21 protein-coding genes and 1 riboswitch are annotated in these 22,797 nt (G+C 46.8%); of the genes, 2 read left to right on the top strand and 19 right to left on the bottom strand.

Going from position 1 to position 22,797, the window contains the following annotated elements:
- Positions 1-173 precede the first annotated feature (173 nt).
- The 18 genes from C7R94_RS05415 to C7R94_RS05330 form a co-directional block, all read right to left on the bottom strand.
- Entirely contained in the window at positions 174-1,484 is a 1,311-nt protein-coding gene (locus C7R94_RS05415; protein ID WP_047071551.1) for a nucleobase:cation symporter-2 family protein, read from the bottom strand.
- 28 nt (positions 1,485-1,512) lie between these two features.
- Entirely contained in the window at positions 1,513-2,103 is a 591-nt protein-coding gene (locus C7R94_RS05410) for a xanthine phosphoribosyltransferase (RefSeq protein WP_015892653.1), read from the bottom strand.
- 230 nt (positions 2,104-2,333) lie between these two features.
- Positions 2,334-2,435, bottom strand: a riboswitch (purine riboswitch).
- A 140-nt stretch (positions 2,436-2,575) separates the two neighbouring features.
- Positions 2,576-3,661, bottom strand: coding sequence for a ribosome small subunit-dependent GTPase A (gene rsgA / locus C7R94_RS05405; RefSeq protein ID WP_106778828.1), 1,086 nt, complete (start codon positions 3,659-3,661; stop codon positions 2,576-2,578).
- 243 nt (positions 3,662-3,904) lie between these two features.
- Entirely contained in the window at positions 3,905-4,174 is a 270-nt protein-coding gene (locus C7R94_RS05400; RefSeq protein WP_106778826.1) for a hypothetical protein, read from the bottom strand.
- Positions 4,175-4,272: 98 nt separating this feature from the next.
- Positions 4,273-4,494, bottom strand: a complete 222-nt coding sequence (locus tag C7R94_RS05395; protein ID WP_106778823.1) for a WYL domain-containing protein — start codon at positions 4,492-4,494, stop codon at positions 4,273-4,275.
- A gap of 183 nt (positions 4,495-4,677) precedes the next feature.
- On the bottom strand, positions 4,678-4,833 hold the full coding sequence (locus C7R94_RS29970) for a hypothetical protein (RefSeq protein ID WP_158264652.1): 156 nt from the start codon (positions 4,831-4,833) through the stop codon (positions 4,678-4,680).
- Between the two features lie 114 nt (positions 4,834-4,947).
- Complete coding sequence (locus tag C7R94_RS05385) at positions 4,948-6,189, bottom strand: MFS transporter (protein WP_199197919.1); 1,242 nt, start codon at positions 6,187-6,189, stop codon at positions 4,948-4,950.
- 276 nt (positions 6,190-6,465) lie between these two features.
- Positions 6,466-7,089, bottom strand: a complete 624-nt coding sequence (locus C7R94_RS05380) for a YcnI family copper-binding membrane protein (RefSeq protein WP_047071547.1) — start codon at positions 7,087-7,089, stop codon at positions 6,466-6,468.
- Positions 7,090-7,104: 15 nt separating this feature from the next.
- Complete coding sequence (locus C7R94_RS05375; protein ID WP_106778816.1) at positions 7,105-8,391, bottom strand: copper resistance CopC/CopD family protein; 1,287 nt, start codon at positions 8,389-8,391, stop codon at positions 7,105-7,107.
- Between the two features lie 152 nt (positions 8,392-8,543).
- Positions 8,544-9,377 (bottom strand): alpha/beta fold hydrolase, encoded by an 834-nt coding sequence (locus C7R94_RS05370; protein WP_106778814.1) that lies wholly within the window; start codon positions 9,375-9,377, stop codon positions 8,544-8,546.
- 76 nt (positions 9,378-9,453) lie between these two features.
- The gene (locus C7R94_RS05365) at positions 9,454-10,557 is read right to left on the bottom strand and encodes a Ger(x)C family spore germination protein (RefSeq protein ID WP_106778812.1); all 1,104 of its coding nucleotides are present in this window, start codon (positions 10,555-10,557) and stop codon (positions 9,454-9,456) included.
- Complete coding sequence (locus tag C7R94_RS05360; RefSeq protein WP_047071542.1) at positions 10,554-11,651, bottom strand: GerAB/ArcD/ProY family transporter; 1,098 nt, start codon at positions 11,649-11,651, stop codon at positions 10,554-10,556. Before C7R94_RS05360 ends, C7R94_RS05365 begins: the two co-directional genes overlap by 4 nt.
- A gap of 17 nt (positions 11,652-11,668) precedes the next feature.
- Positions 11,669-13,144 carry a spore germination protein gene (locus C7R94_RS05355; protein ID WP_106778810.1) on the bottom strand — a complete coding sequence of 492 codons (1,476 nt, stop codon included), beginning with the start codon at positions 13,142-13,144 and terminating at the stop codon, positions 11,669-11,671.
- 149 nt (positions 13,145-13,293) lie between these two features.
- Complete coding sequence (locus C7R94_RS05350) at positions 13,294-14,349, bottom strand: ABC transporter substrate-binding protein (RefSeq protein WP_106778808.1); 1,056 nt, start codon at positions 14,347-14,349, stop codon at positions 13,294-13,296.
- A gap of 61 nt (positions 14,350-14,410) precedes the next feature.
- A complete protein-coding gene (locus C7R94_RS05345) occupies positions 14,411-15,208 on the bottom strand; it encodes an ABC transporter permease (RefSeq protein ID WP_047071536.1) in 798 nt (265 codons plus the stop codon).
- A complete protein-coding gene (locus C7R94_RS05340) occupies positions 15,205-16,008 on the bottom strand; it encodes an ABC transporter permease (RefSeq protein ID WP_197240995.1) in 804 nt (267 codons plus the stop codon). The genes C7R94_RS05345 and C7R94_RS05340 overlap by 4 nt, the downstream gene beginning before the upstream one ends.
- Positions 16,009-16,052: 44 nt before the next feature.
- Entirely contained in the window at positions 16,053-17,039 is a 987-nt protein-coding gene (locus tag C7R94_RS05335) for an ABC transporter ATP-binding protein (protein WP_047071534.1), read from the bottom strand.
- A gap of 154 nt (positions 17,040-17,193) precedes the next feature.
- Entirely contained in the window at positions 17,194-18,144 is a 951-nt protein-coding gene (locus C7R94_RS05330) for a DMT family transporter (RefSeq protein ID WP_106778803.1), read from the bottom strand.
- Positions 18,145-18,281: 137 nt separating this feature from the next.
- On the opposite strand from C7R94_RS05330, the gene C7R94_RS05325 reads away from it, so the two are divergent.
- Positions 18,282-19,631, top strand: coding sequence for an aminotransferase-like domain-containing protein (locus C7R94_RS05325; RefSeq protein ID WP_106778801.1), 1,350 nt, complete (start codon positions 18,282-18,284; stop codon positions 19,629-19,631).
- Positions 19,632-19,971: 340 nt separating this feature from the next.
- Positions 19,972-20,595 carry a YqaA family protein gene (locus C7R94_RS05320; RefSeq protein ID WP_047071529.1) on the top strand — a complete coding sequence of 208 codons (624 nt, stop codon included), beginning with the start codon at positions 19,972-19,974 and terminating at the stop codon, positions 20,593-20,595.
- A gap of 56 nt (positions 20,596-20,651) precedes the next feature.
- On the opposite strand, the gene C7R94_RS05315 is transcribed toward C7R94_RS05320, so the two are convergent.
- Positions 20,652-22,790, bottom strand: a complete 2,139-nt coding sequence (locus tag C7R94_RS05315) for an ATP-dependent Clp protease ATP-binding subunit (RefSeq protein WP_106778798.1) — start codon at positions 22,788-22,790, stop codon at positions 20,652-20,654.
- Between the last annotated feature and the right edge of the window lie 7 nt (positions 22,791-22,797).

The following is a 22,797-nucleotide window of genomic DNA, read 5'->3' as shown; positions in this document are numbered from 1 at the left end:
CACTTTTGCGTTTCCCCGCGAATTCCTTCGGAGCGGGCAGCCTTAACCCCCAGCAGGACGGAGCCTGGAGCCTAGACTGGAAATATTCTTCGCTCCACCACAGCCACATAATAAAAAAAACCACCACTCCCTATCAAACCAGGAAATGGTGGTTGGTTCATTATCTAATCATGTTAAGACGCTTCCGAAACAGTTACATTTGCCGGAGCAGTCTGAGATGCTTTTTTATTCGTGTGAACAAGCACGATATTCAAGATGACTGCCGTCAAAGAACCTGTCACAATGCCATTTTGCAGCATCATTTTTGCCAACGTAGGCAGTTGATCAAACATCGCAGGAACCGCAGCAGAGCCTAGTCCAACAGCGATACTGCATGCAGCGATCAGCAGATTTTCGTTTTTGTTCAGGTCAACCTGCGAGAGAATATTGATACCAGATGCAACAACCATCCCGAACATGGCGATCATTGCTCCACCCAATACTGCATTAGGAATAACCGTTGTCAGCGCAGCCAGCTTCGGCAGTAATCCGAGAACGACCAGAATTCCACCTGCACCAATCATTACGTCACGCGATTTAATGCCAGTCAAGGAAACCAGACCGACGTTTTGCGAAAAAGCCGTGTAAGGGAATGCGTTGAAAATGCCACCCAGTACAATGGCGACCCCTTCCCCGCGCAATCCTTTGACTACATCTTGATCCGTTACTTTTGTATCAGTCACTTTACCAAGTGCAAAGTAAACACCTGTGGACTCAGCCATGCTGATGATGTTGACGAGAATCATGGTAACAATAGCCACAATACTGAACTGTGGGGTACCGAAGTAAAACGGTTCAACCACGCTAAACCAAGAGGCTTCCGCAACACTCGCGAAGCTGACCATACCCATCATGTAAGCGACAGCCGTACCGACAATCAATCCGAGCAATACAGAAATCGCACGAATAAATCCGGTAAAGAAACGATTAATAAGCAAAATGATCACCAACGTTCCTAAAGCCAAAAGCAAATTGTGCGGTTGTCCAAAGTCCGGCATGCCTTGCCCGCCAGCCGCGTTGTTCATTGCAACGGGAATGAGCGACAGTCCAATGATCGTAACGACTGAACCTTGTACCACGGTTGGGAAAAAGCGCAGCAGCTTGCCAAACAGTGGAGCGGCCAAAACAACAAATATACCCGATATGATGATGGCACCGTAAGCGGTCGCTAGGTTACTCGTAGAAGCAATGGCGATAATCGGTCCTACTGCTGTAAACGTACAGCCAAGCACAACGGGAAGGCGAATCCCTGTATAACGCGTGCCAAGGACCTGCAAGAGCGTAGCGATTCCGCAAGTAAAAAGGTCGGCAGCAATCAAATAAGCGATTTGCGTAGGAGTCAGATTCAAAGCACCACCGATAATCAACGGTACGACGACGGCTCCTGCATACATGGCAAGAATGTGCTGTAAGCCCAAAGTAACAATCTTATGTTTGGCTAGCATGAGTGAACCCTTACCTCCTATTATTTTTTTATACGCGTGCAGGCTCTTCTTCAATAAAGTGAATGCCTTCTGGTGACATCGATTCAATACGTGCCAATGATTCAATTCGTACGCCAGCTTGCTCCAAGAGACCTCGGCCTTCCTGGAAGCTTTTTTCAATAACAGCGCCAACCCCTACGAGATGAGCACCGGCATCTTTGACAATATTCGTAAGACCCACCAGAGCAGCTCCCGTAGCCAAGAAGTCATCGACAATCAATACGCGGTCTTCTTTGGACAAATACTGACGGGAAACACTGATTTGATACGTTTCCTGACGGGTAAAGGAATGAACAGGAGCAGAGTATACTTCCTCTGTCAACGTGACAGCTTTTTTCTTTTTCGCATAAATAAAGGGAACACCTAAAGCAAAGGAAGTCGCCATAGCAAAATGAATTCCACTTGCCTCAATTGTCACGACTTTTGTAATGTTTTCACCAGCGAACAGCTCGGCAAAGCGCTGTCCGATCTTCATTGTCAATTGTGGATCTACCTGGTGGTTCAAAAACGCATCCACCTTCAAAACGGATGCCGACAGTACCTTGCCGTCCTGTACGATGCGCTCTTGTAATTCTTTCATCAGTTCTTCCTCCTCGGATATGGTTCCGGCCACTTTTGCTTGCGGCCTGCTGAAATATAAAAAGCCCAGAGCGGACAGTGTCACAAGCGGGCTACGTAACAGACCAACGCCAAGTGAAACTGTCCCTCTGGGCTTTTTTCCCTTAGGTGTGACACATCATTCGTGCCTGCGTCGCTCGGACCAGCTTTCTTTCAACCCTATGATTGGAATAGGAAAGAAAGAGACGGAACCCTAGACGCACTTTCACTCGTAGTCAGGTGATTTACGGTCACCTGGTAGAAACGGTTGGGCCTTATTCCCAAAATTATACGAGCTACCTATCTATTTATTTATTTCGAAGTGTAATAACGAGTATTGACCAAATCTATCATAAGTCCCGCGTTGTGAGCAAGCGTTAATTTTTGAAAACAAAAGGAAGCGCTTACTTGTCCGAATAAAAGAAAGAGCCCTGATTTCTCAAGGGCTCTACTACTTATCTCTTCGGTTTTTTCTGCCGCATTTGAACGTTGATCTTCTTCCATTTATCCCTTTCAGCAGCAGCAAGCCTTGCGTCTTCTTTGCGTGCCAGATGTGCCAATTCGCGTTGGAGCTTCAGGTAACTGTCAAAGCGTGCCTTTTCCAATGATCCAGCTTGGATGGCAGCTTGAACAGCACAGCCAGGCTCGCGCATATGCTTACAATCATTGAAGCGGCATGTTTCCGCAATGGACTCGATATCGTCAAAGGCACCGCGGAAGCCCTCATCTGCCTCCCAGAGCTGGAGTTCCCTCATGCCTGGCGTATCGATCATCAGAGCACCACTCGGCAATCGGAACAATTCACGATGTGTCGTCGTATGGCGGCCACGGTCATCACCTTCACGCACGCCACTGACTTTTTGCATCTCCGCTCCGCTCAATTTATTGATCAAAGTGGATTTGCCAACACCAGAGGAACCCATCAAAGCAATCGTCTGGCCCTCGCCCAGATACGGTGCGAGCTGATCCAGTCCTTCTCCCTGCTCGGCACTGACTACGTGAACAGGTACTCCGATCGCAACTGATTCTACCTCTGCCATGCATGCATCCAGATCGTCACACAAATCTGCTTTGGAAAGCACAATTACCGGATTGGCTCCACTTTCCCACGCAAGAATAAGATAACGTTCCATCCTGCGAAGATTTAAATCATTATTTAAGGAATTCACGAGGAAAACCGTATCGACGTTCGCAGCCACAATCTGCTCTTCCACTGTATCCCCAGCTACTTTGCGGGAGAACTTGCTCTTTCGTGGAAGAAGTCCGTGGATCGAGGCTTTCTTTTCCTCTGGGCGGGCACTGATCACTACCCAGTCCCCGACAGCTGGAAAATCTTCTCGTCCGATGGCTTCATAACGAAGCTTACCCGTTACTTCGCCCAAGAGTTCACCATGCTCACTCCACAGACGATAAATACGTTTATGTTCGAGTGTGATACGTCCCACACTGTAGCCTTGCTCGGCATAAGGGGCAAAATGATTAGCAAAATACTCATTCCAGCCCATAGATTGCAATACTTGTTGATTAGTTAGTTGATTCACTGCGGATTCCCCCTGCAATTGGTTAAATATATGGCTATCAGCCAGAACCAGTCACAGTCGAATCCTCATTTGGTGAACGGTATTACTGTTCGCTTGAAAGGAGGATTCCTGTGACCCCGACTACGACACTCTGAACAAATTTGATGGCTACCATAAAACATCTCTCCTTTAGCAAACCTACCATTCAGGTTTGGAATCATATTTCCCAGTTATTGTACCATAATGAAACAAAATGCAACAGCGTCAATCTCCCCCGCCGCCGCCTCCTCCGCTATCTCCGCCACCACCACTGTCTCCACCACTTCCGCTATCGTAGCCGCTGTCATAGCTATCCCAACGATCGTTTGAATCGTGATTTCGATGATGATGATTGTGAGAGCTGTCTACATAGAAGGCTCCGCCCCCGCTGTCTGAAGAGGAATAAGAGCGCCCGCTTCTACCTTTTCCAGCTTTGGACGCCAAGACAAATACTACGATCAAAAACATGATGACGATGACAATGAAGAACTCCATTGTTTGTCCCCGCCCTTCCTCTTTTTTGAAGGTTGTTAACCTATTTAGTATAACATAGTATAGCTGGAATAGGCTGGGGGCGTCGAGGATGATGCCTTTTATCCGGCAAAATGCCCTGACCCAGGTGCGATCGCCAAAATGTTTTCCAACACAAATACTCGATACGCCTTCCTCATATAACAGTATGCTTTCAAGCTCCCTTTGTTTACATCAATATGTACCACACGGATCGTACGCCTGCTAGCCTCTCCATCCTTCTTCAAATAGATGATCTCCACTGCTTGCTGCCGCACTGCATACCTTCTCAACTCCTGAATCATCAAGCTGTCACCACCACAAAATGCGTCTTCTTGCTGTTGAGATCATCATACCAAAAGAGAACGCTTGTTCGCAAGTTCTGCTTTCAAAAAGAAGAAGAGGCCCTATAAACATTTACGAGCCCCCTCCCAGAGATAGTGCGTAGTGTTGAAGAACTGACGTTCACAAACGATCAATCCAGATCTCTAAGTATCTCCTTTCACAATACCTAGAGCTAGCTCTGGAGTTGCACATAATTTGAATATTTGATCGCTTAGGTACTCTGCAGGAAGCTCTTCTAAAACTGCTCCTTGTGAGCTTGTGCCAGCAAAAACCTTAATCAATGTTAATATATCTTCCATATGATGCTCCACACCTATCTCTTTCTTTGGTTGACATGTAATGAACGAGTTACCCATCCGTCAAAAAAGGCATGCGCCCCCAAAAATGGACACATGCCTTATGCTTGTTACAACTCAGCGCCTTCTAAGCGCACGTCCAAACACAATCAGAATCGGTGCCAACAAGATGGCGGCCGCAACCAGCGAAGCGCGAATCGAAAAACGAGTCCCAATCCATCCGACAGCCGGACCACCTGCCGTTTGTCCCAAGGCATTGGACTGGCCCATCATCGACAAAACCGTCGCTCGCACACTGCTCTCAATGTTCAGATTCAGCCACGTATCATACAGCGGACTGCTTAATGACTGAATCACACCGATTAACAGCAATGCAACTAATGCCCAGCTAAAGCTCGGAGAAAAGGCGAAAGCAATCATCGCTGCAATTTTGAGTCCCGTCAATGTGAACATGCCCACAAGGACAACCCGCTCATTGTTCACATCCAGCCTTTTTTCCACAACGCCTACGACGATGAGACCAAGTAAGCTTGCGAGTGCTGCAATGATCCCGAACCACATTGGCATTGAAATAGCAGTGAGCTCTGGAAAGCCAATTTCTGCGATCAAATGCGCTTCCCATAAACGGTCATACCCTTCAGAAGCTGCACCCGTAAATAGCGTCACGAACAAGATCAGCATGAGTATCGGCTGACTGCGAATCACTTTGGCACCCGAAGTCCACGTCTGAATCATTTCCTTCACGTGGGAAGCACCTTGCTCACGCTCACGAGGAACAAAACCGGTCTCCTTCATGAACAGAATCAGAAAGACTCCAAGCCCCAGATACATGAGGCCACCTATGAGGAAAGGCAAATAGGGAGCGAGTGTTGCCAATGCCACACTAAGTGCAATCCCGAGCAGATTCCCAAACAAGGAATAGCGCTTGGCCTTCATGAAAATCGTACCGATCTTCTCTTCTCCAACCTCATCCACAATCCATGCAGTATCCGCTCCACTGATAAACGTATACCCGAGGCCACTGATGACTTGCGAAAACAGCACCAAACCGAAGACAGAAATCAACGGTACCCAAGCATCAAGCGCGGGAACGACCCCTTGCATCGCAAATCCGATTCCCAGCAAAAACATCCCGATAATGACGGAGCGACGGCGACTGTACGTATCCGCAACTACTCCTGTTATCCCTTCAAACACCAACACGGATAACTCCAATACCGTCCCGATCAGTAGCAATTCAAACGGGTTAAAACCCAGTGTCACAATATAGTAAAGTGCATAGGTCGTGAACATGGTCGTATTGGCGAGGGAAGTCAAAAAACTTTTGATCGTATATACTTTTGTCGCATTCATGAACATGGAAGCAGTATCCACCTTTTTTTAGGCAGATGACGCGTCCCGTTTTCACATACTGATCGTTACTCTACAATCCTCTACTGTGCAAAATGCGTACGCGTCATGCTGCCGTTCCTATTTTTCTTTCCTGTGTACTTGCTTGCTCTGAATAGTGTTTTTAACATGTGATATACACCTCCGAAAGTAATTACAGCTATTATAGAATGATTTTAATTGTCACACAATGGAAAAAGCCGTGCAGCATGATTGGACACACTGCACGGCTTGATTATGAAGCACTTACGCTTTTTTTCTAAACAGGCCAACGATGGAGATCAGCAACGCCAAACCAGAAAGTACCAATGGCAAGGTATTATTGCTGCCTGCACTCGCCGCTTCCCCGGCAGGAGCGGTTGCCGGCTTTTGTTCTTGTCCATGCTCATGTCCTGCTTCGCCTACACCAGCCTTAATAGTAGTGACAGACGCTGGTGTTTTGGAATCCTTGTCCCCTGTCCATTCCACAACCTCGCCATTTGCGTAGGTCTGATAAGCCTTCCAAGCCACTTGGCCCTCTTCTTTCGGGTTTGCCCCGACAAACGTGAACTCTTGGAACTCATGCGCCTTAATTCCGCCTTCTGTTGCTGTCCACACAAGCGCTGTGTTCACACCATCTTTATCTTTCTCGAACTCATAGGTCCAGCCCGGAATCGGTTGAACGGAATTTACCTTCACGCCCGCCGGGAATTCCAGCTTCACTTTTGTCGTGTTGACGTCTTTTTCTACTGGGACACGCACGGTGTATTTTTCATAGGAGCCTGTAGTAGCCTCTTTCGGATATACGTTCACATGTGCTTGTGCTGCTGTCGCCAACGTCAAAACTGCACCTGCTACCAGTACACTGCTCATCCATTTTTTCATTTTCATCCTATTAAATCCTCCCTAGTTTGGATCTGTTTGAATCACGGCTTGATTATTTGTCTTAGCAGTCGGGTAGTTGATCTGGCTCATCCAAAGTCCAGCCAGAATAGCGATAATCCCGAATACAATCTCCCAACGCAAGTAAGCGGGCTGCAAGGAATTTTTCGTCCGCCAACGTCTTGTTTGCCTAAAGGCCAGAAGAAGCATGAGGCAGACACTTGCTATTTTTCCGTATAACAGATAGCTCCATGATGTTGAACTCTGGATAATATTCATGACATCCGTCTGCACGATGAGCATGACAACACCCGTCACGACAGCAAGTACTGCCGCCACAGCAACTGTCTGCAAGAAGAACCTCTTGAACGATTCCTGTCCTCGTTCAGCCGCTTTGACTGTTAGTAGCAAGTAGACAAGTGCCCCCATCCACACGGCTACCGTCAAAACATGCAGCAGTCTCAGCAAAATGGACAGCCAGACAGGAGCAATGCCCCATGCATGACCACCAAAAGCTTGTGCGCTGATCACGAGAGCCCAGATTCCCACATACCAGCCGGACACCATATTGGGGATCGCGATCAATAACAGTAGTACAAAGGACACCAGCAGCATAATTGCAAACGGAGACTGACTAAGCAAATTCCCGTCCATCTGCCACAGTGCTTGCGTAAGGGATACCGCGGTTAACGATTCGTCATACAAGAACCACAAAAATATAAGTCCGATGATCGCCAAACTCCATCCGATTTGTCTGCCAATCCCGATGAGCTGGGCAAGCGAAGGCAAGCCATGACGCTGTGCTGCCCACGCTACCAGATACAAGCCGCCACCGACGAGAATAATTCCTTGCGCCAAATAACGGTACATGATCAAGTAGCTTGAATCGGCTTTTTGCTCATTTGGCGGAACCACGACCGCACTTTTTTGTCCGATGGAAAACGTGAGCTTCTCTGCGATCGGATGTCCGTCCTCTGAAACGACAGATACGATAACCGAATACGTCCCCTCAGCCAAATCGCCCGGCAGTTTCGCATTCAACTGCGAGGCATCACCCGGTTGCAATGTCGGCCGCTCCACTTTTATTTCCTTGCCATTCCAGTCAAATAACCGCACGTTAACAAGATCCGGCTCCAACGTTTCGGTAAACCGCGCAGATATTTGTCCTGGATCCTCCTTCAGTACCTCACCATCTTGTGGCGAGCTGCTCATCAAGCCAGCATGGGCGTAAGCAGTTGCCATACCCGTTGTCAGTACAAGTAAGAAGGCGAGCAAAAACATAACCGCATAATGTCTGATGTTGTATGTCACCCTATCACCTGCTTCCTTATTTCGACCTTAATCCTATCAAAATAGTACGAGAATCTATATGGCTCCATCGGGCTATCTGATGTGGCAAAGTGTTGAAAACAAAAAAAGGCACGATCGGTAATTCTCTCCGTTCCATGCCTTTTCAAACTGTATTAGGATGATTTTACAATGCTTTGTGCGAGAAATTCCAACACGAGTTTGTTGAACACCTCTGGTTGATCCATTGGTGGGATATGAGCTGAGTCAGGCAAGATGACTTTTTGTGCGCCTGGTATCCGCTCAGTTAACACATCGGCGATCTGTAGAAAATCAGGATAATCCCGCGCTCCTGCAATGACGAGTGTCGGGGCTTTGATTTCTTCCAAACGCTCGATTGGTGATGGGGATAAAGCTTCCAATCCGACTCCAAACTCCGGCAGCGAAAAGGCGTGGCTGTTGATTTCTTTAAAGCGGTTTCGTGCTTCGCGAGCTTGCTCATTTACCGGCTGACCAGGACCGTCAAACCACATTTGTGTCGTCATTTCCAACGCTTCCTCTGTCGTGCCACGCTGGCATACTTGATTGAATCGTTCCACATCGTGCAGTCTTTGTTCACTTCTTGGGTGACCAAACAAGCCGGATGCGACCAGAATCAAGCTGCTCACCATCTGCGGATAAGCAAGGGCGAACTCCTGCGCAACCATTCCCCCAAACGAAAGCCCAGCCACATGCGCTTTTTCAATACCAAGCCCTAGCAGTACTGCTTTCACGTCATCGTACAAGGTAAAAGGAACATTAGTCGCCAGTGTTTTACCGAACCCGCGGATATCAAAGCGAACGACCTTATACGTCTGTGCAAATGCTTGCAGCTGGGCATCCCATAGCCTTGTATCCAGATTGAAGCCGTGGATCAATAAGAGCGGTTCGCCTTCCCCTGCTACTTCATAGTAAATGCGTGCGCCATTTGCTTCGAGAAAGCCTGCTTGTACAGCTTGCCTGTTTTCCATTTTTTCTCACCTCACACCTCACTATCTCACCCCCGTTTCTTTCTTGTCCAGATATTTCTTCACAGTCATGGCCCATTTACCCAATGACGCCTGTCCGTAAAATCTTGACCTGGACATCAACATCGAATTGCGCCCTTTTCATGGCTTCACGGCATTCGTCTCTATTCAATTTCTTTTTTCCACTCTTTTGACGGGCTATGTTGTAGATTTCCCCGAATCCTACGGGATCTACCTGATGTTTTCCTAACTTTTCCAGCAAACCTTCCGTCTCTTTTTTAACTGCCAGCTGGATTGCTTTTTGTACCTTATGCAACTCCTCCGGCTTTGATAAATCTATTTGTTCAGCCATTTCCTGAATCTGTGCTGTCATTTTGACTTTCACCGAAAACTTTGGTTTATCCAAATCCAGCAGTTTGATTTGCTTTTTGCTTGAGATATGTTCAATTACAGTAAAAAAACGCTGATTATCAACAGTCAAGTTTATTTCCAATTCTCCCTTATTGTAACGCTCACGTAATATCTTAAGGAAAAAACCCTCCCTTGTGGAAATGTCCCCCACCAATCGTTCATCACGAAACAGAGCAATTTTGTCAATATGCAGTTCGTTTTTTACTCTTTCGATATAAGGCATCACGGGATCTTTCCCGACCGCATAATAATCCTTCATAAACTCATGGAGTTTAGAAGAAATCATGTTCTCACCATTGACGTTCTGCCGTATGGCTTGATAGAGGTAAATTCCGATGTTGCTCGTTTCGGGGTAGCGATGCGTCAAAATGTCAGAAGCCCTTCCTTTCGCCACGGTCAAATAGACATTACTGCCAATAGAAGCATCTCGGCTCAAGTTTTCCACAAAGGGCAATATTCCTTTGCGTGCCAGCTCATCCTGATAGACAGCGACACGTATTTGCCCCCCTACTATTTTTTTGGAAGACTCCCTGTTATGAGTAATTTTGAGTCCTTTGCTTGTATTGGCTGTTCCCGCAATCACAGTGACGAGTTGACGCGCTTCCGGATCAATTTGATAAAACACCGTGGTTCCCAACAACCTTCCGTCTCCGATTTGATCGTAACCCACGGCAACCGCTAGTCCCAATTTTTCTAGTACCTGTTCCTCCCCACAGCCATGCAGCAAAGCGGCCACTAGCAAATAATAAGCAAGCAGACGTGTCCTTTTCATGTCTGGACCGTTCCTTTCCGAAACAGCAGAATAACGATATAAAGTACCAACGGATAAACAAATATGATATAGAAGCCTACCGCTCCAAAAACATCCGTGATCCAGTTAATCGATTGGCGCGTCTCCAAAAAGTTGCTGGCGAAAAACATGACAATGACAATCCCGATAAGTGCTTTTCTTTCCTTAAATCCACCAATATGGTGTACCCCCCGCATGGCTACCCACAAGTTCAAAAGCAAATTATCCAGCATGATCAGCATCCATAATGAGATGGAAACAAACTCAAACCGCTCCAAAAACGGAAACTCTACTATTTTCATCATCATCAGAGTTGCCCAGATCAAATGCTTAAGCTGTTCCCCTTGAAAATACAGGAGTGTAACCAGCATGACGACAACATACAAAAGAGTGGTCATCAACAATCCACCATGTACATAGCGAGAGAGTAATTGCTTTTCCTTTACAAAAGGGTAGATGAACAAAATAATCTCGAATCCAATAATGCTAAAAGACATCTTCCTGGCACCGTCCAACAGCTCTACAAGGTCGTGATGAAAGACAGGCTGCAGTAAATTAAAATCGGCGTATTGCGCGGGATAAATCATCAACAAGAGCTGACAAATCGTCAGTCCAACCGAAAAAAAACTAATCCCAGCCAACACTCGAATTCCACCTGTCACTCCATAAATGGCCAGACAAAGCAAGGAAGCATTCAATAACCAGGATGGCACCTCTGGAAACATCCATGACTGAATGATCTCGATATATCCCCGCAGGATCGTTAATGCAGAACCCATGATATAGATGATAAATATCAAATTAAGCACTTTGGCTGGCCATTTTCCAAACACCATTTGGTGGATGTCATACAAATCCAAGTTTTTATATTTCCTCAAGATTTTCAGCATGACCCACGCTGCCACATGCGTCATCAAACCTGCTATTATGACCGCAATCCAAGCGTCTTGCTGCACTCGGTCATAAATAAAGCGCTGAACGCCCGCTATACCAATTCCAACCTGGTTGCCATGCACAATAAACATGGCAAGGGAGACGCTGATAAACATATGGCTGTGACGACTAATCGTTGACATTCCCATTCAACACCTAACTACTGAATTGGTCTTTTCTTCCCGGCTTCATCAGGCAAACGGGCGTTGTCAGGAGAACGCGTCAAAGCAGGACGCTTGCCGAGATTATAAAAAGGAACCCGGATTAGACTGTTTTTAAAATCCCGTAAGCGAAATGGAAAAAAGGGGAGAAAAAACGGACGTCCTAAACTGGACTGGCGTAGGATGTGAATCAATAGAAAAGATGCGCCAAGCATAATACCGAAGCCTCCCCAAATTCCAGCCAGCAAGATGATTGGAAAACGGAGGATGCGTACTGCCGTACTCATCATGTAGGAAGGAAAGGTAAACGATGCTAATGCACTTAGTGCCACAATCATGATCAGAATGTTACTGGTAAAGCCCGCTGCTACCGCGGCCTGTCCAATAACGATACCACCCACGATCCCCATCGTTTGCCCGACTTTGAAAGGCAGTCTTGCCCCAGCCTCCCGCAAGAATTCAATGATCATCTCCAGCAGCAAAGCTTCAAACAATGGCGGAAATGGCACCTTGGAGCGAGACTTTACCAACGACACGAGCAAAGCAGAGGGAATCATTTCATAGTGGAACGTCAGTGCAGCCACATAGATAGCCGTAAAAAACAAGGAGACAAAAAGAGCAAGGAACCGCAACAATCGAATAAAGGAAGCCATTTGCCAGCGAATATAGAGATCCTCATTAGACTTGAAAAAGTCAACGAAGGTACTGGGACCCATGATAGCAAAAGGGCTGCCTTCCACAAATACAATAACCTTTCCTTCCAAAAGAGCTTCACTTACATAATCAGGACGTTCTGTCATGATCAACTGCGGAAAAATAGAAAAGGTATTATCATCAATCAGTTGAACCAGTTTTCCACTGTCAATCAATCCATCTACATCGAGTTCTCTCACACGCTGAACCACGGTCTGAACATTTTCAGGATCAGCAAGCTCTTCCATGTAACATACTTCCACATTCGTCTTGCTGCGTCTCCCTATCGTAATAGAGACGTTAGAGAGCATATCCGTCGGTAGATAGCTTTGAAGGATTCCTAAGTTGGTTTCAAGTGCTTCGGTAAAAGCAACCTGGGGACCGAATATTTGTACTTCGACTTGAGCCTCTCCCAAAGAACGACTCGGTATATTTGCCACGAAAAGAAGAAGTCCGCTGTCTACTCCTTCTATTTGAAGGTAAATCCATCCCCTCACGAGAAAATCGCTGACTTGTCTGTAATCAATCGTCTTGCGAACGCGAGCAACAGGGAGGCTCCCCAAAAGAACATCGGGAGTTATCTTTTCGTCGGGCAACCTATCTAAAAAGGGAAGCAAAGCTTGCTGGAGAGTAACCATATCAATGAGATACGGGAGGTACGCTAACAACAAGCTATTGTTTCCACAGGATAGACTGCGAAACGACAATCGCGAATTTCGCATTTGTTGCCATAATATTTCTTGCGTCTCTTTAATGGAATTAGCAATCATATTGGTTGTCATTTTCTATTACCCCAATAAATGGTGTACCTTTATTATTTTCCAAATCTCTAGCTCTATTCCCCTTCCCAGCCGAAGAGTAGATTTCCATCCATATGGAGAAACAAAAAAACCGAGACGGAAATACTCCATCTCGGTTCGTTCACCACTATTTATCTGCCGCTCTTCATCTCAGTCCAGTAGCGGTCGTATTGCTGCAAGGTTTCTCCTACGTCGACCAGCCACTCCGCACGGGCAATGTCTGCTGTATCCAGGAAGACCATCTTGTTGGAACGATATTCTTCACTGTGCAGTGGGTATGCTTTTTCGTTCGGGTTGCTGTAGCCGATAGACTCGTAGTTTTTCACACTGACCTCTGGGTCCATCAGGTAGTTGATGAACTTCTCAGCCATTTCCTTGTTCTTAGCGCCTTTTGGAATTGCCATCGTGTCTGCCCAGATCGTTGCGCCTTCTTTCGGAATGACGTACTCCACATCTGGATTCTGTGCGTGAATGAAAGCAGCGTCACCGGACCATACCGTTCCGATCCATGCTTCTTCCGCAATCATCTTTTGCTTGATGTTATCTGTATCAAAAGCAACAACATTCGGCACTACCTTTTTCAAATCAGCAAAGGACTTTTCCAGTTCCTCTGTGTTCGTCGTGCTATTGGAGAAGCCGTTCTTGATCAATGCCATTCCCATAACCTCACGCGGGTCGTTCAGCATGATCACACGGCCCTTGTAAGCTTCATTCCACAGATCATTCCAGCTTGTCGGGGTTTCTTTTACATATTTCTTGTTGTAAGCGATCCCGGTAATTCCCCATGTATATACGAGTGAATACTTGTTTTCTTTGTCAAAAGGAGGTGTCTTGAACGTAGACACGATATTGCCCATGTTCGGGATGTTCGCTTTGTTCAGCTCTTCCAGGAGACCCAGCTGAATCATGGTACCTACCATATAGTCGGAAGGTTGAATCAGGTCGTAGCCGGATGCACCCGCTTGAATTTTTGCCAGCATTTCTTCGTTGCTGCCGTATACATCATAGTTAACCTTAACGTTGAATTTTTGCTCAAAATCTTTGATGACGTTTGGGTCGAAGTTGTCAGCCCAGCTATAAATATTCAATACTTGTTGCTCTTGCTCAGATGACGATGAGCAGCCTACAGCGGTCACCGCAAGTACGGCGGTCAAAGCGCCGATCATCAAGGACTTGAAACGTTTCATTTTTTCCTCTCAACCTCCAAATCAGTTATGGGATTGCCTTTATGAAAACTCCATGATGTATCTAAAAGATGGATTGATTATTTTTCGAATCTTTGCGGCGGTAAATCTCTGCCACCACAACCAACAGCACGGTGCTCACGATCAAAAGTGTCGAGAGTGCATTCACTTCTGGCGAAACGCCTCGTTTTACCAACCCGTAAATGTAGAGTGGCAATGTGGTCGAATTCGGACCAGCCACGAAGAACGAAATAATGAAATCGTCCAGCGACAGGGTAAACGCCATCAGGAAGCCAGCGATAATCCCTGGCATGATCAGAGGTAGCGTCACATAGCGCAATGTCTCCCATGGAGTTGCTCCCAAATCTTGAGACGCTTCTTCCAATTCTTTGCCCATATCAGCCAAACGTCCTGAGATAATGACCATCACATACGGCATGCTAAACGTGACATGTGCCAGAATCAGGGTCACTTTCCCCAGCTCCATCTGTACCTGGCTAAACAGCACGAGCATAGCCAACCCCATCATGATCTCCGGGATGACGATCGGCAAGTACATCAGCCCGTTGAAGATATTGCTCCAACGCAGGGAATAGTGCTTGACCGCCAGAGCGGCAGCCGTACCCAATACGGTTGCAATGACGCTGCTGATAACCCCAATCGTCAAACTGTTCATCAGCGCTTGCATGACCTGCCTGTTTTCAAACAAAGAAACGTACCACTTCCACGTAAAGCCCGTCCACGTAGCGTTGATCCGTGAATCATTGAACGAATAAAGGACAAGGATCAAGATTGGCAGATACAAAAAGACCAGCATCAGCCACGAGTATCCAGATAGTGCGTTTCGACGCAATGTTTTCATGCTGATCCCTCCTTTGTCTCGCTCGCTTTGGTAGCGCGGAAATAAAGAAGAATCAACAGCATGGACAATAGCATCAGCACGATGGACAAGGCAGAACCGAACGGCCAGTCACGCGCGGACAAAAATTGATTTTGAATGACGTTTCCGATCAAAGCCGATTTCGCTCCTCCCATAACATCCGGAACGACGAACATCCCGATGGAGGAAACAAATACGAGGATCGATCCAGTGACGACACCTGTCTTGGTCATCGGCAGAGTTACGTGCCAAAAAGCCTTCCAAGGCGTTGCACCCAGATCATACGCTGCTTCCAGCTTGCGGCGATCCATCTGCTCCAGCGACACATAAATCGGCAGTACCATGAACGGCATGAGTGTGTACACCATCCCGAGCAGGACAGAACCCGAATTGTACAAAAGCGGCAGCGGCTCCGAAATAATGCCCAGCGATTGCAGGAACGTATTGATCACGCCTTGCGAACGCAGGATGATCACCCACGCATAGGAACGGACCAAAAAGTTGATCCAAAACGGAATCATCACGAGCAAAAGCCATATTTGCTGAGTCGATTTTTCCAGCCGTGAAATGTAATACGCTAACGGATAGCCGCACAAGATCGAAAATACCGTTGTTAAAACCGCTACGACCAGCGTATCTCCAAAAATTTGGCCATACAGCGGATCGAAAATACGGATGTAATTGTTCAGCGTAAACTCATAGACAACTTGCCCGTACGTGCCTCTTTTTAGGAAAGACAGCATGGCGATCATAAGCATAGGCAGGACGAAAAGCGCACCCATCCACAAAAGGGCGGGAAGCGCGAGCAGTTTTACCGGCTTCTTGTTTAACAAGGAAGAATCACCTCGTCCGTCTGTGCCCAGCCAATGGCCACTTGATCTCCCACCTGCCAGTCCAGACCGTCACCTGCGTACTGATGTGCCATTACGGTCATATCCTGCCCCTCGAGGCGAATAAATACCTTGCGCAAATTCCCGAGGAACACCGCGTCAGCAATGGTGCCCAGCTTCTTGTGCTTGTCCTTGTCGGAGTCAACCGGGTACAACTTGATCTTTTCCGGACGTACTGCTGCATTCGTTCCGTTTTCTCGGAAAATGTTGTTTTCCCCAATAAAGGTAGCCACAAACAAGGTTTGCGGGGAGTTGTAAATCTCTGCTGGAGAAGCAATCTGTTCAATTCGTCCCTTGTTCATGACCGCGATTCGATCGGACATCGCCATCGCTTCTTCTTGGTCATGTGTGACGTAAATGAACGTGATGCCTAAGTTTTTCTGCAAGTTTTTCAATTCGAGTTGCAAGCTTTTTCGCAATTGGTAGTCCAAAGCACCCAGAGGCTCGTCCAGAAGCAGAACGCGTGGGTTGTTAATAATCGCCCGTGCGATTGCTACGCGTTGCTGTTGTCCACCAGACAGCTGCTTTGGCATGCGCTTCCGCAATTCTGTCAGTTGGACGTACTGAAGTACTTCCTCCAAACGCTTTTGTTGTTCAGCTGCGTTCACTTTTTTCATTTTCAAACCAAACAGGATGTTTTGCTCCACAGTCATGTGTGGAAACAAAGCATATTGCTGGAACACCATGTTCATATCACGCTGATACGGCGGCACAGCCTTAAGTGGCTTTTCGTCTAGGAAAATTTCCCCGGTCGTTGGCTGCTCAAAGCCAGCAATCATTCGCAGCAGTGTCGTTTTCCCACAGCCACTGGGACCGAGTAACGTCAAAAACTCCCCTTCTTCAATGGAGAGAGAAAAAGAGGGGACGACGACAGTATCTGCAAATCTCTTTTCAATCGAATCCAGATGTATAATTTTTTTCATTCCGTCATCTCACCATATGTCATTATACTCACAATCTAGGTAACTATATCGTGTATGATACGATTTGTAAACAGTTTCACGAACGATTCCTCCCACAAAAACAAACAGAGCCAATGAATAAACATTCGCTCTGTTGTGTGTCCTTATTTATTTTCTACACAGACGTGGATTTCGGTTGTGGCGTGTGATTCTGTTTTTTAAATTTTGCCCCTAGGAAATTCGTCCCAATCACCCCGATAATAATCATTACTGCGCCAATGAGATGGTAGTATGCCAGTTGCTCCTGCAAAAAGATAACGCCTGCCACGATGGTAACCAATGTAGACAAATTGTTAAAGACGCTGAGTTTGGATGCCTCCATCTTGGACAAGGCAAAGTTGGTCATAAAAGACGTCATGAGCGAGGACAGTATCCCTAAAAATACAATTGAGATGATAAAGGCCGAGCTGGCGAAAGGGGCAAAATACGTCGATAAGGTCCCCTCTGCACTATGGCGAATGACTGACCAGCCGTTAAAAAACACAAATCCGAGTAACGCCACCATATACGTCATGTCTATATAATGAAAGGACTTTGTCATTTTCCTCGCCAGAACACTGTACCCCGCCAAAGAAAAAGCGGATAACAGGATGAGAATGGTACCGATACTGCTCCCCGAGACTGCGCTTACACCCAGCCCCTTCATTGCAAAAATGTACACGACTCCTCCGACGGATAAAAGGGTGGACAGCTTTTGCAGCCACGTAGAAGACTCTCCCAAAAAGAATGCCGCCATGATCATGGTAAAAATCGGAACGGTTGCTTGAATAATCCCTGCTTCCGACGAAGTGGTATACACCAGTCCAAACGCCTGAAGGGTAAAGAACAGAATGGGGTACAGCATGGCAAGCGGTATAATCGTGAGTATCTCTTTTGGTTTGATGGACAGCTTGATCCACCCAAACACGATCGGGATGGATGCAGCGATAAAGGCCACGGTAAATCGGTGTGCCAAAGTATCAACCGGGTTGGTTACAGCGAGTGCCATTTTCAGAAACAAAAACGACAAGCCTGTAATCCCTGCATTCAGCAATGCCGCAAGAATCGCTTTTTGTTGGTCTTTCATCGTATGTATCTCTCCTACTGGGGACTTTTTACAGACGGCCGTCTTAGGTTAATAGTAATGGGGGATCAATCGTGCTACAATGCAAAAAAGGAGTAACTGTACCGATACAAATTCGGCGGTAAGGGAAGGTTTTTTGGATGCACAAATATTTGCAGCTTCAAAACGAACTCGAAACGTTGATTGAAAGCCTCTCTTATCGAGACGGAGACCGGCTTCCCTCCATTCGGGAGCTTGCCTCTCGCTACCAATGCAGCAAGAGTACCGTGATCCGCACCTTGGATGAGCTCGAAAAGCGTCACCTCATCTACTCGGTCGATCGAAGCGGCTACTACGTCGTGAAAAAGCAAAGAAAAATACAACCCGAAGATACGTCGATGATCGATTTTGCGACCTCTGCTCCCGATCCTGACCTCTTTCCTTATGTCGACTTTCAACACTGTATTAATAAAGCGATTGAAACCTATAAAAACGATCTTTTCATATATGGAACCACACAAGGCTTGCCATCGCTCATTGCCGTCGTTGCCAAGCTGCTTGGGAACCATCAGGTTTTTACAGACCCGGGCAATATTTTCATTACCTCCGGTGTCCAACAAGCTCTATCCTTGCTGTGCAGTCTTCCTTTTCCAAATGGCAAAGAAACGATTCTGATTGAGCAACCCAGCTACCACCTTTTCATTGAGAGCTTGCAAGTACGGAAGCATCCTGTCGTCGGAATCAAGCGCACCGCCCAAGGAATCGATTTAGAAGAGCTGGAGTCTGTGTTCCGAACGGGAGAAATCAAGTTTTTCTATACGATACCTCGCTATCATAGCCCGCTTGGCACATCGTACAGCCGAAAGGACAAACAGCACATTGTGGAGCTTGCCCAACAGTACGATGTCTATATCGTGGAAGACGATTACATGGCAGATCTTGAGCATGACAGCAAAGCCGATCCCCTCTTTGCCTATGACCGCTATTCTCGCACCATCTATGTAAAAAGCTATTCCAAAATTATTTTTCCCGGGCTGCGTCTGGGTGTAGCCGTTATACCTGACGAGCTAAAGGATTCCTTCAACCAGCACAAACGACTCATGGATATCGACAGCTCCATGCTTTCTCAAGCTGCATTGGAAATTTACTTAAAAAGCGGAATGTTCGAGCGTCACAAGCAAAAAATACGGAGTTCCTATCATCGGCGATCCAACCTGCTGATGGCGTCCTTGAACCATTTCGCGGCGAAGGAAGAGCATCTGTTCACCTTTTTGCCCCTTGCGTATCCGGGGATTCATACGCACATTGTTTTGAACGATTCCACCCCAGTTCCTGCTGTTATCAGCCAGCTAAAAAAACGCTCGATCCTCGTGGATTCTATTGATAAAAATTACTTGGTGGGCTTTCCGCAAGAAAATATTTTGAAGCTGAATGTGTCCTATGCCAAGGAAGCAGTGATTGAGCAAGGGATTGACGTGTTGATGGATGTGCTACGCCGCATGCACCGCTAACCTATCCGCCTTAAGTCGTAGATAAAATCCGGCAAGGGTGCGTTTTTGGACAACAACGAAATCTCGATAATGGAACTATTGAGTAACCAGAAAACGATCTACATCGTATTATCAAATACAAAGAACATGGTTTACCCGGATGATTCTCTGGTATAAATTGTTTCAAAATGCAAGAATTGTGGTATATCGTTGTATAGTAAGTGAATCCCAATTCAAAAAAATTCGTTCCATAGTCGGCCAGTTTGAAGTAGAATCGCATCTAGACACAAATAATTTACCTGGTACGATTCGTTTGAGTTGATGACTGGCAGTTAACGATAGAATGACAAAGGAGAAATAGATGTTTCAGAACATTTTAGATTTCTTAATGGAATACGGCTATTTGGGAATGTTCATCCATTCTTTTGCAGACGCAGTCATCTTTCCCGTTCCTGCCTTCTTTCTTCAAGTGCCACTCAGTCTCGTTGATCCTTCGCAGGCATTGTGGATTGCTACAGTAGGCTACATCGCTTGTCTCATAGGGACTCCCGTCGGTTATTTTATCGGTAAAGTACTAGGCAAATCCGTTCTGTACAAAATCCTCAAGAAGGAATGGATTGACTCTGCAACTGAGATGTTTCAAAAGAAGGGCGAAGTCGCGATCTTCATTGGTTCATTTACACCGATTCCGTTTAAAGTATTTACAATTATGTCGGGTTGCTTGAAATTCCCTTTGTGGAAATTGATCGGGTATGCCGCAATTGGACGGGCAGTCAAATTTTACGCAGTCGGATTCTTGTTTTATTTTTACGGTAAAATGGCGGAAAATATGGTCCATAACGTTTCTCTCTATATCTTTCTCACCGTGGTACCGCTCATCTTGATCGGATTATGGGTGAAGAAAATCGTCACCAAGCGCCGCCAGCTGAAAATGGAAAGTGCTGGCGTCAGCAATGGCATCAATGAGAAAGCCATGAATAAATAAAAAAGAACTTAAAAAGCAAAGAAACCCCAGATCGGGGTTTCTTTTTTTTACGACTGTTATCCTTTTTTCACACGAATTACATCATCCTCGACATCAATGACCATAGCTGTCACATTGTCTTCCTCCATCACCAGATCCGCAATGCCATCCTCGACGTATTGCTGAATCACGCGACGCAATGGACGTGCCCCGAAGGAAGGGTTGTAGCCCAGCTCAGCCAGCTTTTCTTTTGCAGCATCTGCCACGCTGATTTCCATTCCTTGCTCAGACAGATTGCCCATGACATCTTGCAACAGCAGATCGACGATTTTGACCAAATCGTGTTTTTCCAAATGAGCAAAGGAAATGATCGAGTCGAAGCGGTTCAGGAACTCCGGTTTGAAGTACGCTCCCAGAGAATCCAGCACAGTGGCAGGCTCGGGCGCTTGAGCTCCAAAGCCAACGGAGATTTTACGCTCGCTCACACCGGCATTGCTCGTTGCAATGATGACTGTCTCCTTAAAATTCACCGTGCGGCCCTGACTGTCTGTCAGACGACCATCCTCCAGAATTTGCAGGAACATGTGCATCACGTCCGGATGTGCTTTTTCGATCTCATCCAGCAGGATAATGCTGTACGGATTGCGGCGTACGCGCTCTGTGAGTTGACCTGCTTCTTCATGTCCGACGTAGCCTGGAGGAGAACCGATCAATTTGGATACGGAGTGCTTCTCCATGTACTCGCTCATATCGAGGCGGATCATGGAATCACGGGTACCAAACAGCTCCTCAGCCAGCACTTTGGACAGCTCTGTCTTCCCTACGCCAGTCGGTCCAACGAACAGGAAGGATGCGATCGGTCTGTTTTTCGGTTTCAGGCCTGCACGACTGCGTCGAATCGCCTTTGCTACTTGTGTGACCGCCTCAGACTGACCAATGACTTTTGCTTCTAAATGAGCTGCCAGGTTCTTCATTTTCATCTGCTCATCACTTTGCAGCTTCGTAACAGGAATCCCAGTCTTTTGCTCGATCAAGGCTTGGATGTCCGTGATGTCAACCTGGACACGTTGCTCCTTGCCCTCCATCTGATCCAGCTTCTCTAAAATAGCCGCTTCCTCGTCTCTCAGACGGGCAGCTCGTTCGTATGCCTCTTGCTCCGTCGCTTCCTTTTTCTCCTGATTGATTTGCGCCAGCCGTTCATGCAGCTCTGTCGTATCAACCGCGGAGGATCTCAGGTTCAAGCGCGAGCCCACTTCATCCATGAGATCAATCGCCTTGTCAGGCAAGAATCGATCCTGGATGTAACGATGGGAGTATTCCACGGAGGCACGGATGACATCATCCGAGTAAGCGACTTGGTGGAATGCTTCGTATTTCGGACGCAATCCTTTTAAAATCTCGATGGCTTGTTCTACGGTTGGTTCCTTGACCATGACTGGCTGCAGGCGACGCTCCAGAGCAGCGTCTTTTTCAATCACGCGATACTCTTTTAGCGTAGTTGCCCCAATCAGCTGCAACTCACCGCGAGCCAGTGCAGGCTTCAGGATGTTTCCTGCATCCATAGATCCTTCTGCAGAGCCTGCTCCCACCAAGAGATGAATCTCATCCACAAACAGGATGACGTTCTTGCGTTTTTGCAGCTCGGCAATCACTTGCTTCATTTTTTCCTCGAACTGTCCGCGAATTCCCGTCCCTGCAACCAGAGAGGCGACATCCAAAATGTACACCTGCTTGTTTTTCAGCTTAGTCGGTACTTGCCCTTCCGTAATACGCAGGGCGAGACCTTCCGCAATCGCCGTCTTCCCGACCCCTGGCTCTCCGATGAGAACTGGATTGTTCTTGTTGCGTCGGTTCAAAATCTCAATGACACGCTCAATTTCTTGTTCGCGTCCAATCACAGGATCAATCAGTCCGGCACGTGCCGAATCGTTGAGATTACGCCCCAGGTCATCGAGGATGCCTCCGCCACGCTCGGGTGCTTGTGGTCGCGGTTGACCGGAAGATTTGCCAGGATTCATAGAGCCTTGGGCAAAGCCTTGCAGGAACTCATCCAGTCCAGAGAAGGAAGAGAAAGGACTAAAGCCCATGCCCACTCCCATTTTGTTGGTCAGCTTTGTTTTGCAATCCTGGCACAGATCGTACTTTTGTTGCTGATTTTGTACACGTATATGAACAGTCACAGTTGCTTCACGTTGTTTGCAAATTTCACAATGCATATTCAAT

Source organism: Brevibacillus sp. NRRL NRS-603 (assembly GCF_003013445.1).
Classification (GTDB): Bacteria; Bacillota; Bacilli; order Brevibacillales; family Brevibacillaceae; genus Brevibacillus; species Brevibacillus formosus.
This window is presented reverse-complemented; position numbering and strand designations above follow the sequence as displayed.

Coding starts and splice junctions, on each gene's coding strand:
- C7R94_RS05315 (WP_106778798.1), bottom strand. CDS start 22,790: ATGCATTGTGAAATTTGCAAACAACGTGAAGCAACTGTGACTGTTCAT.
- C7R94_RS05325 (WP_106778801.1), top strand. CDS start 18,282: ATGCACAAATATTTGCAGCTTCAAAACGAACTCGAAACGTTGATTGAA.
- C7R94_RS05320 (WP_047071529.1), top strand. CDS start 19,972: ATGTTTCAGAACATTTTAGATTTCTTAATGGAATACGGCTATTTGGGA.
- C7R94_RS05400 (WP_106778826.1), bottom strand. CDS start 4,174: ATGGAGTTCTTCATTGTCATCGTCATCATGTTTTTGATCGTAGTATTT.
- C7R94_RS05415 (WP_047071551.1), bottom strand. CDS start 1,484: ATGCTAGCCAAACATAAGATTGTTACTTTGGGCTTACAGCACATTCTT.
- C7R94_RS05365 (WP_106778812.1), bottom strand. CDS start 10,557: ATGAAAAGGACACGTCTGCTTGCTTATTATTTGCTAGTGGCCGCTTTG.
- C7R94_RS05410 (WP_015892653.1), bottom strand. CDS start 2,103: ATGAAAGAATTACAAGAGCGCATCGTACAGGACGGCAAGGTACTGTCG.
- C7R94_RS29970 (WP_158264652.1), bottom strand. CDS start 4,833: ATGGAAGATATATTAACATTGATTAAGGTTTTTGCTGGCACAAGCTCA.
- C7R94_RS05370 (WP_106778814.1), bottom strand. CDS start 9,377: ATGGAAAACAGGCAAGCTGTACAAGCAGGCTTTCTCGAAGCAAATGGC.
- C7R94_RS05340 (WP_197240995.1), bottom strand. CDS start 16,008: ATGGGTGCGCTTTTCGTCCTGCCTATGCTTATGATCGCCATGCTGTCT.
- C7R94_RS05345 (WP_047071536.1), bottom strand. CDS start 15,208: ATGAAAACATTGCGTCGAAACGCACTATCTGGATACTCGTGGCTGATG.
- C7R94_RS05360 (WP_047071542.1), bottom strand. CDS start 11,651: ATGTCAACGATTAGTCGTCACAGCCATATGTTTATCAGCGTCTCCCTT.
- C7R94_RS05335 (WP_047071534.1), bottom strand. CDS start 17,039: ATGAAAAAAATTATACATCTGGATTCGATTGAAAAGAGATTTGCAGAT.
- C7R94_RS05330 (WP_106778803.1), bottom strand. CDS start 18,144: ATGAAAGACCAACAAAAAGCGATTCTTGCGGCATTGCTGAATGCAGGG.
- C7R94_RS05395 (WP_106778823.1), bottom strand. CDS start 4,494: ATGATTCAGGAGTTGAGAAGGTATGCAGTGCGGCAGCAAGCAGTGGAG.
- C7R94_RS05350 (WP_106778808.1), bottom strand. CDS start 14,349: ATGAAACGTTTCAAGTCCTTGATGATCGGCGCTTTGACCGCCGTACTT.
- C7R94_RS05355 (WP_106778810.1), bottom strand. CDS start 13,144: ATGACAACCAATATGATTGCTAATTCCATTAAAGAGACGCAAGAAATA.
- C7R94_RS05385 (WP_199197919.1), bottom strand. CDS start 6,189: ATGTTCATGAATGCGACAAAAGTATATACGATCAAAAGTTTTTTGACT.
- C7R94_RS05380 (WP_047071547.1), bottom strand. CDS start 7,089: ATGAAAATGAAAAAATGGATGAGCAGTGTACTGGTAGCAGGTGCAGTT.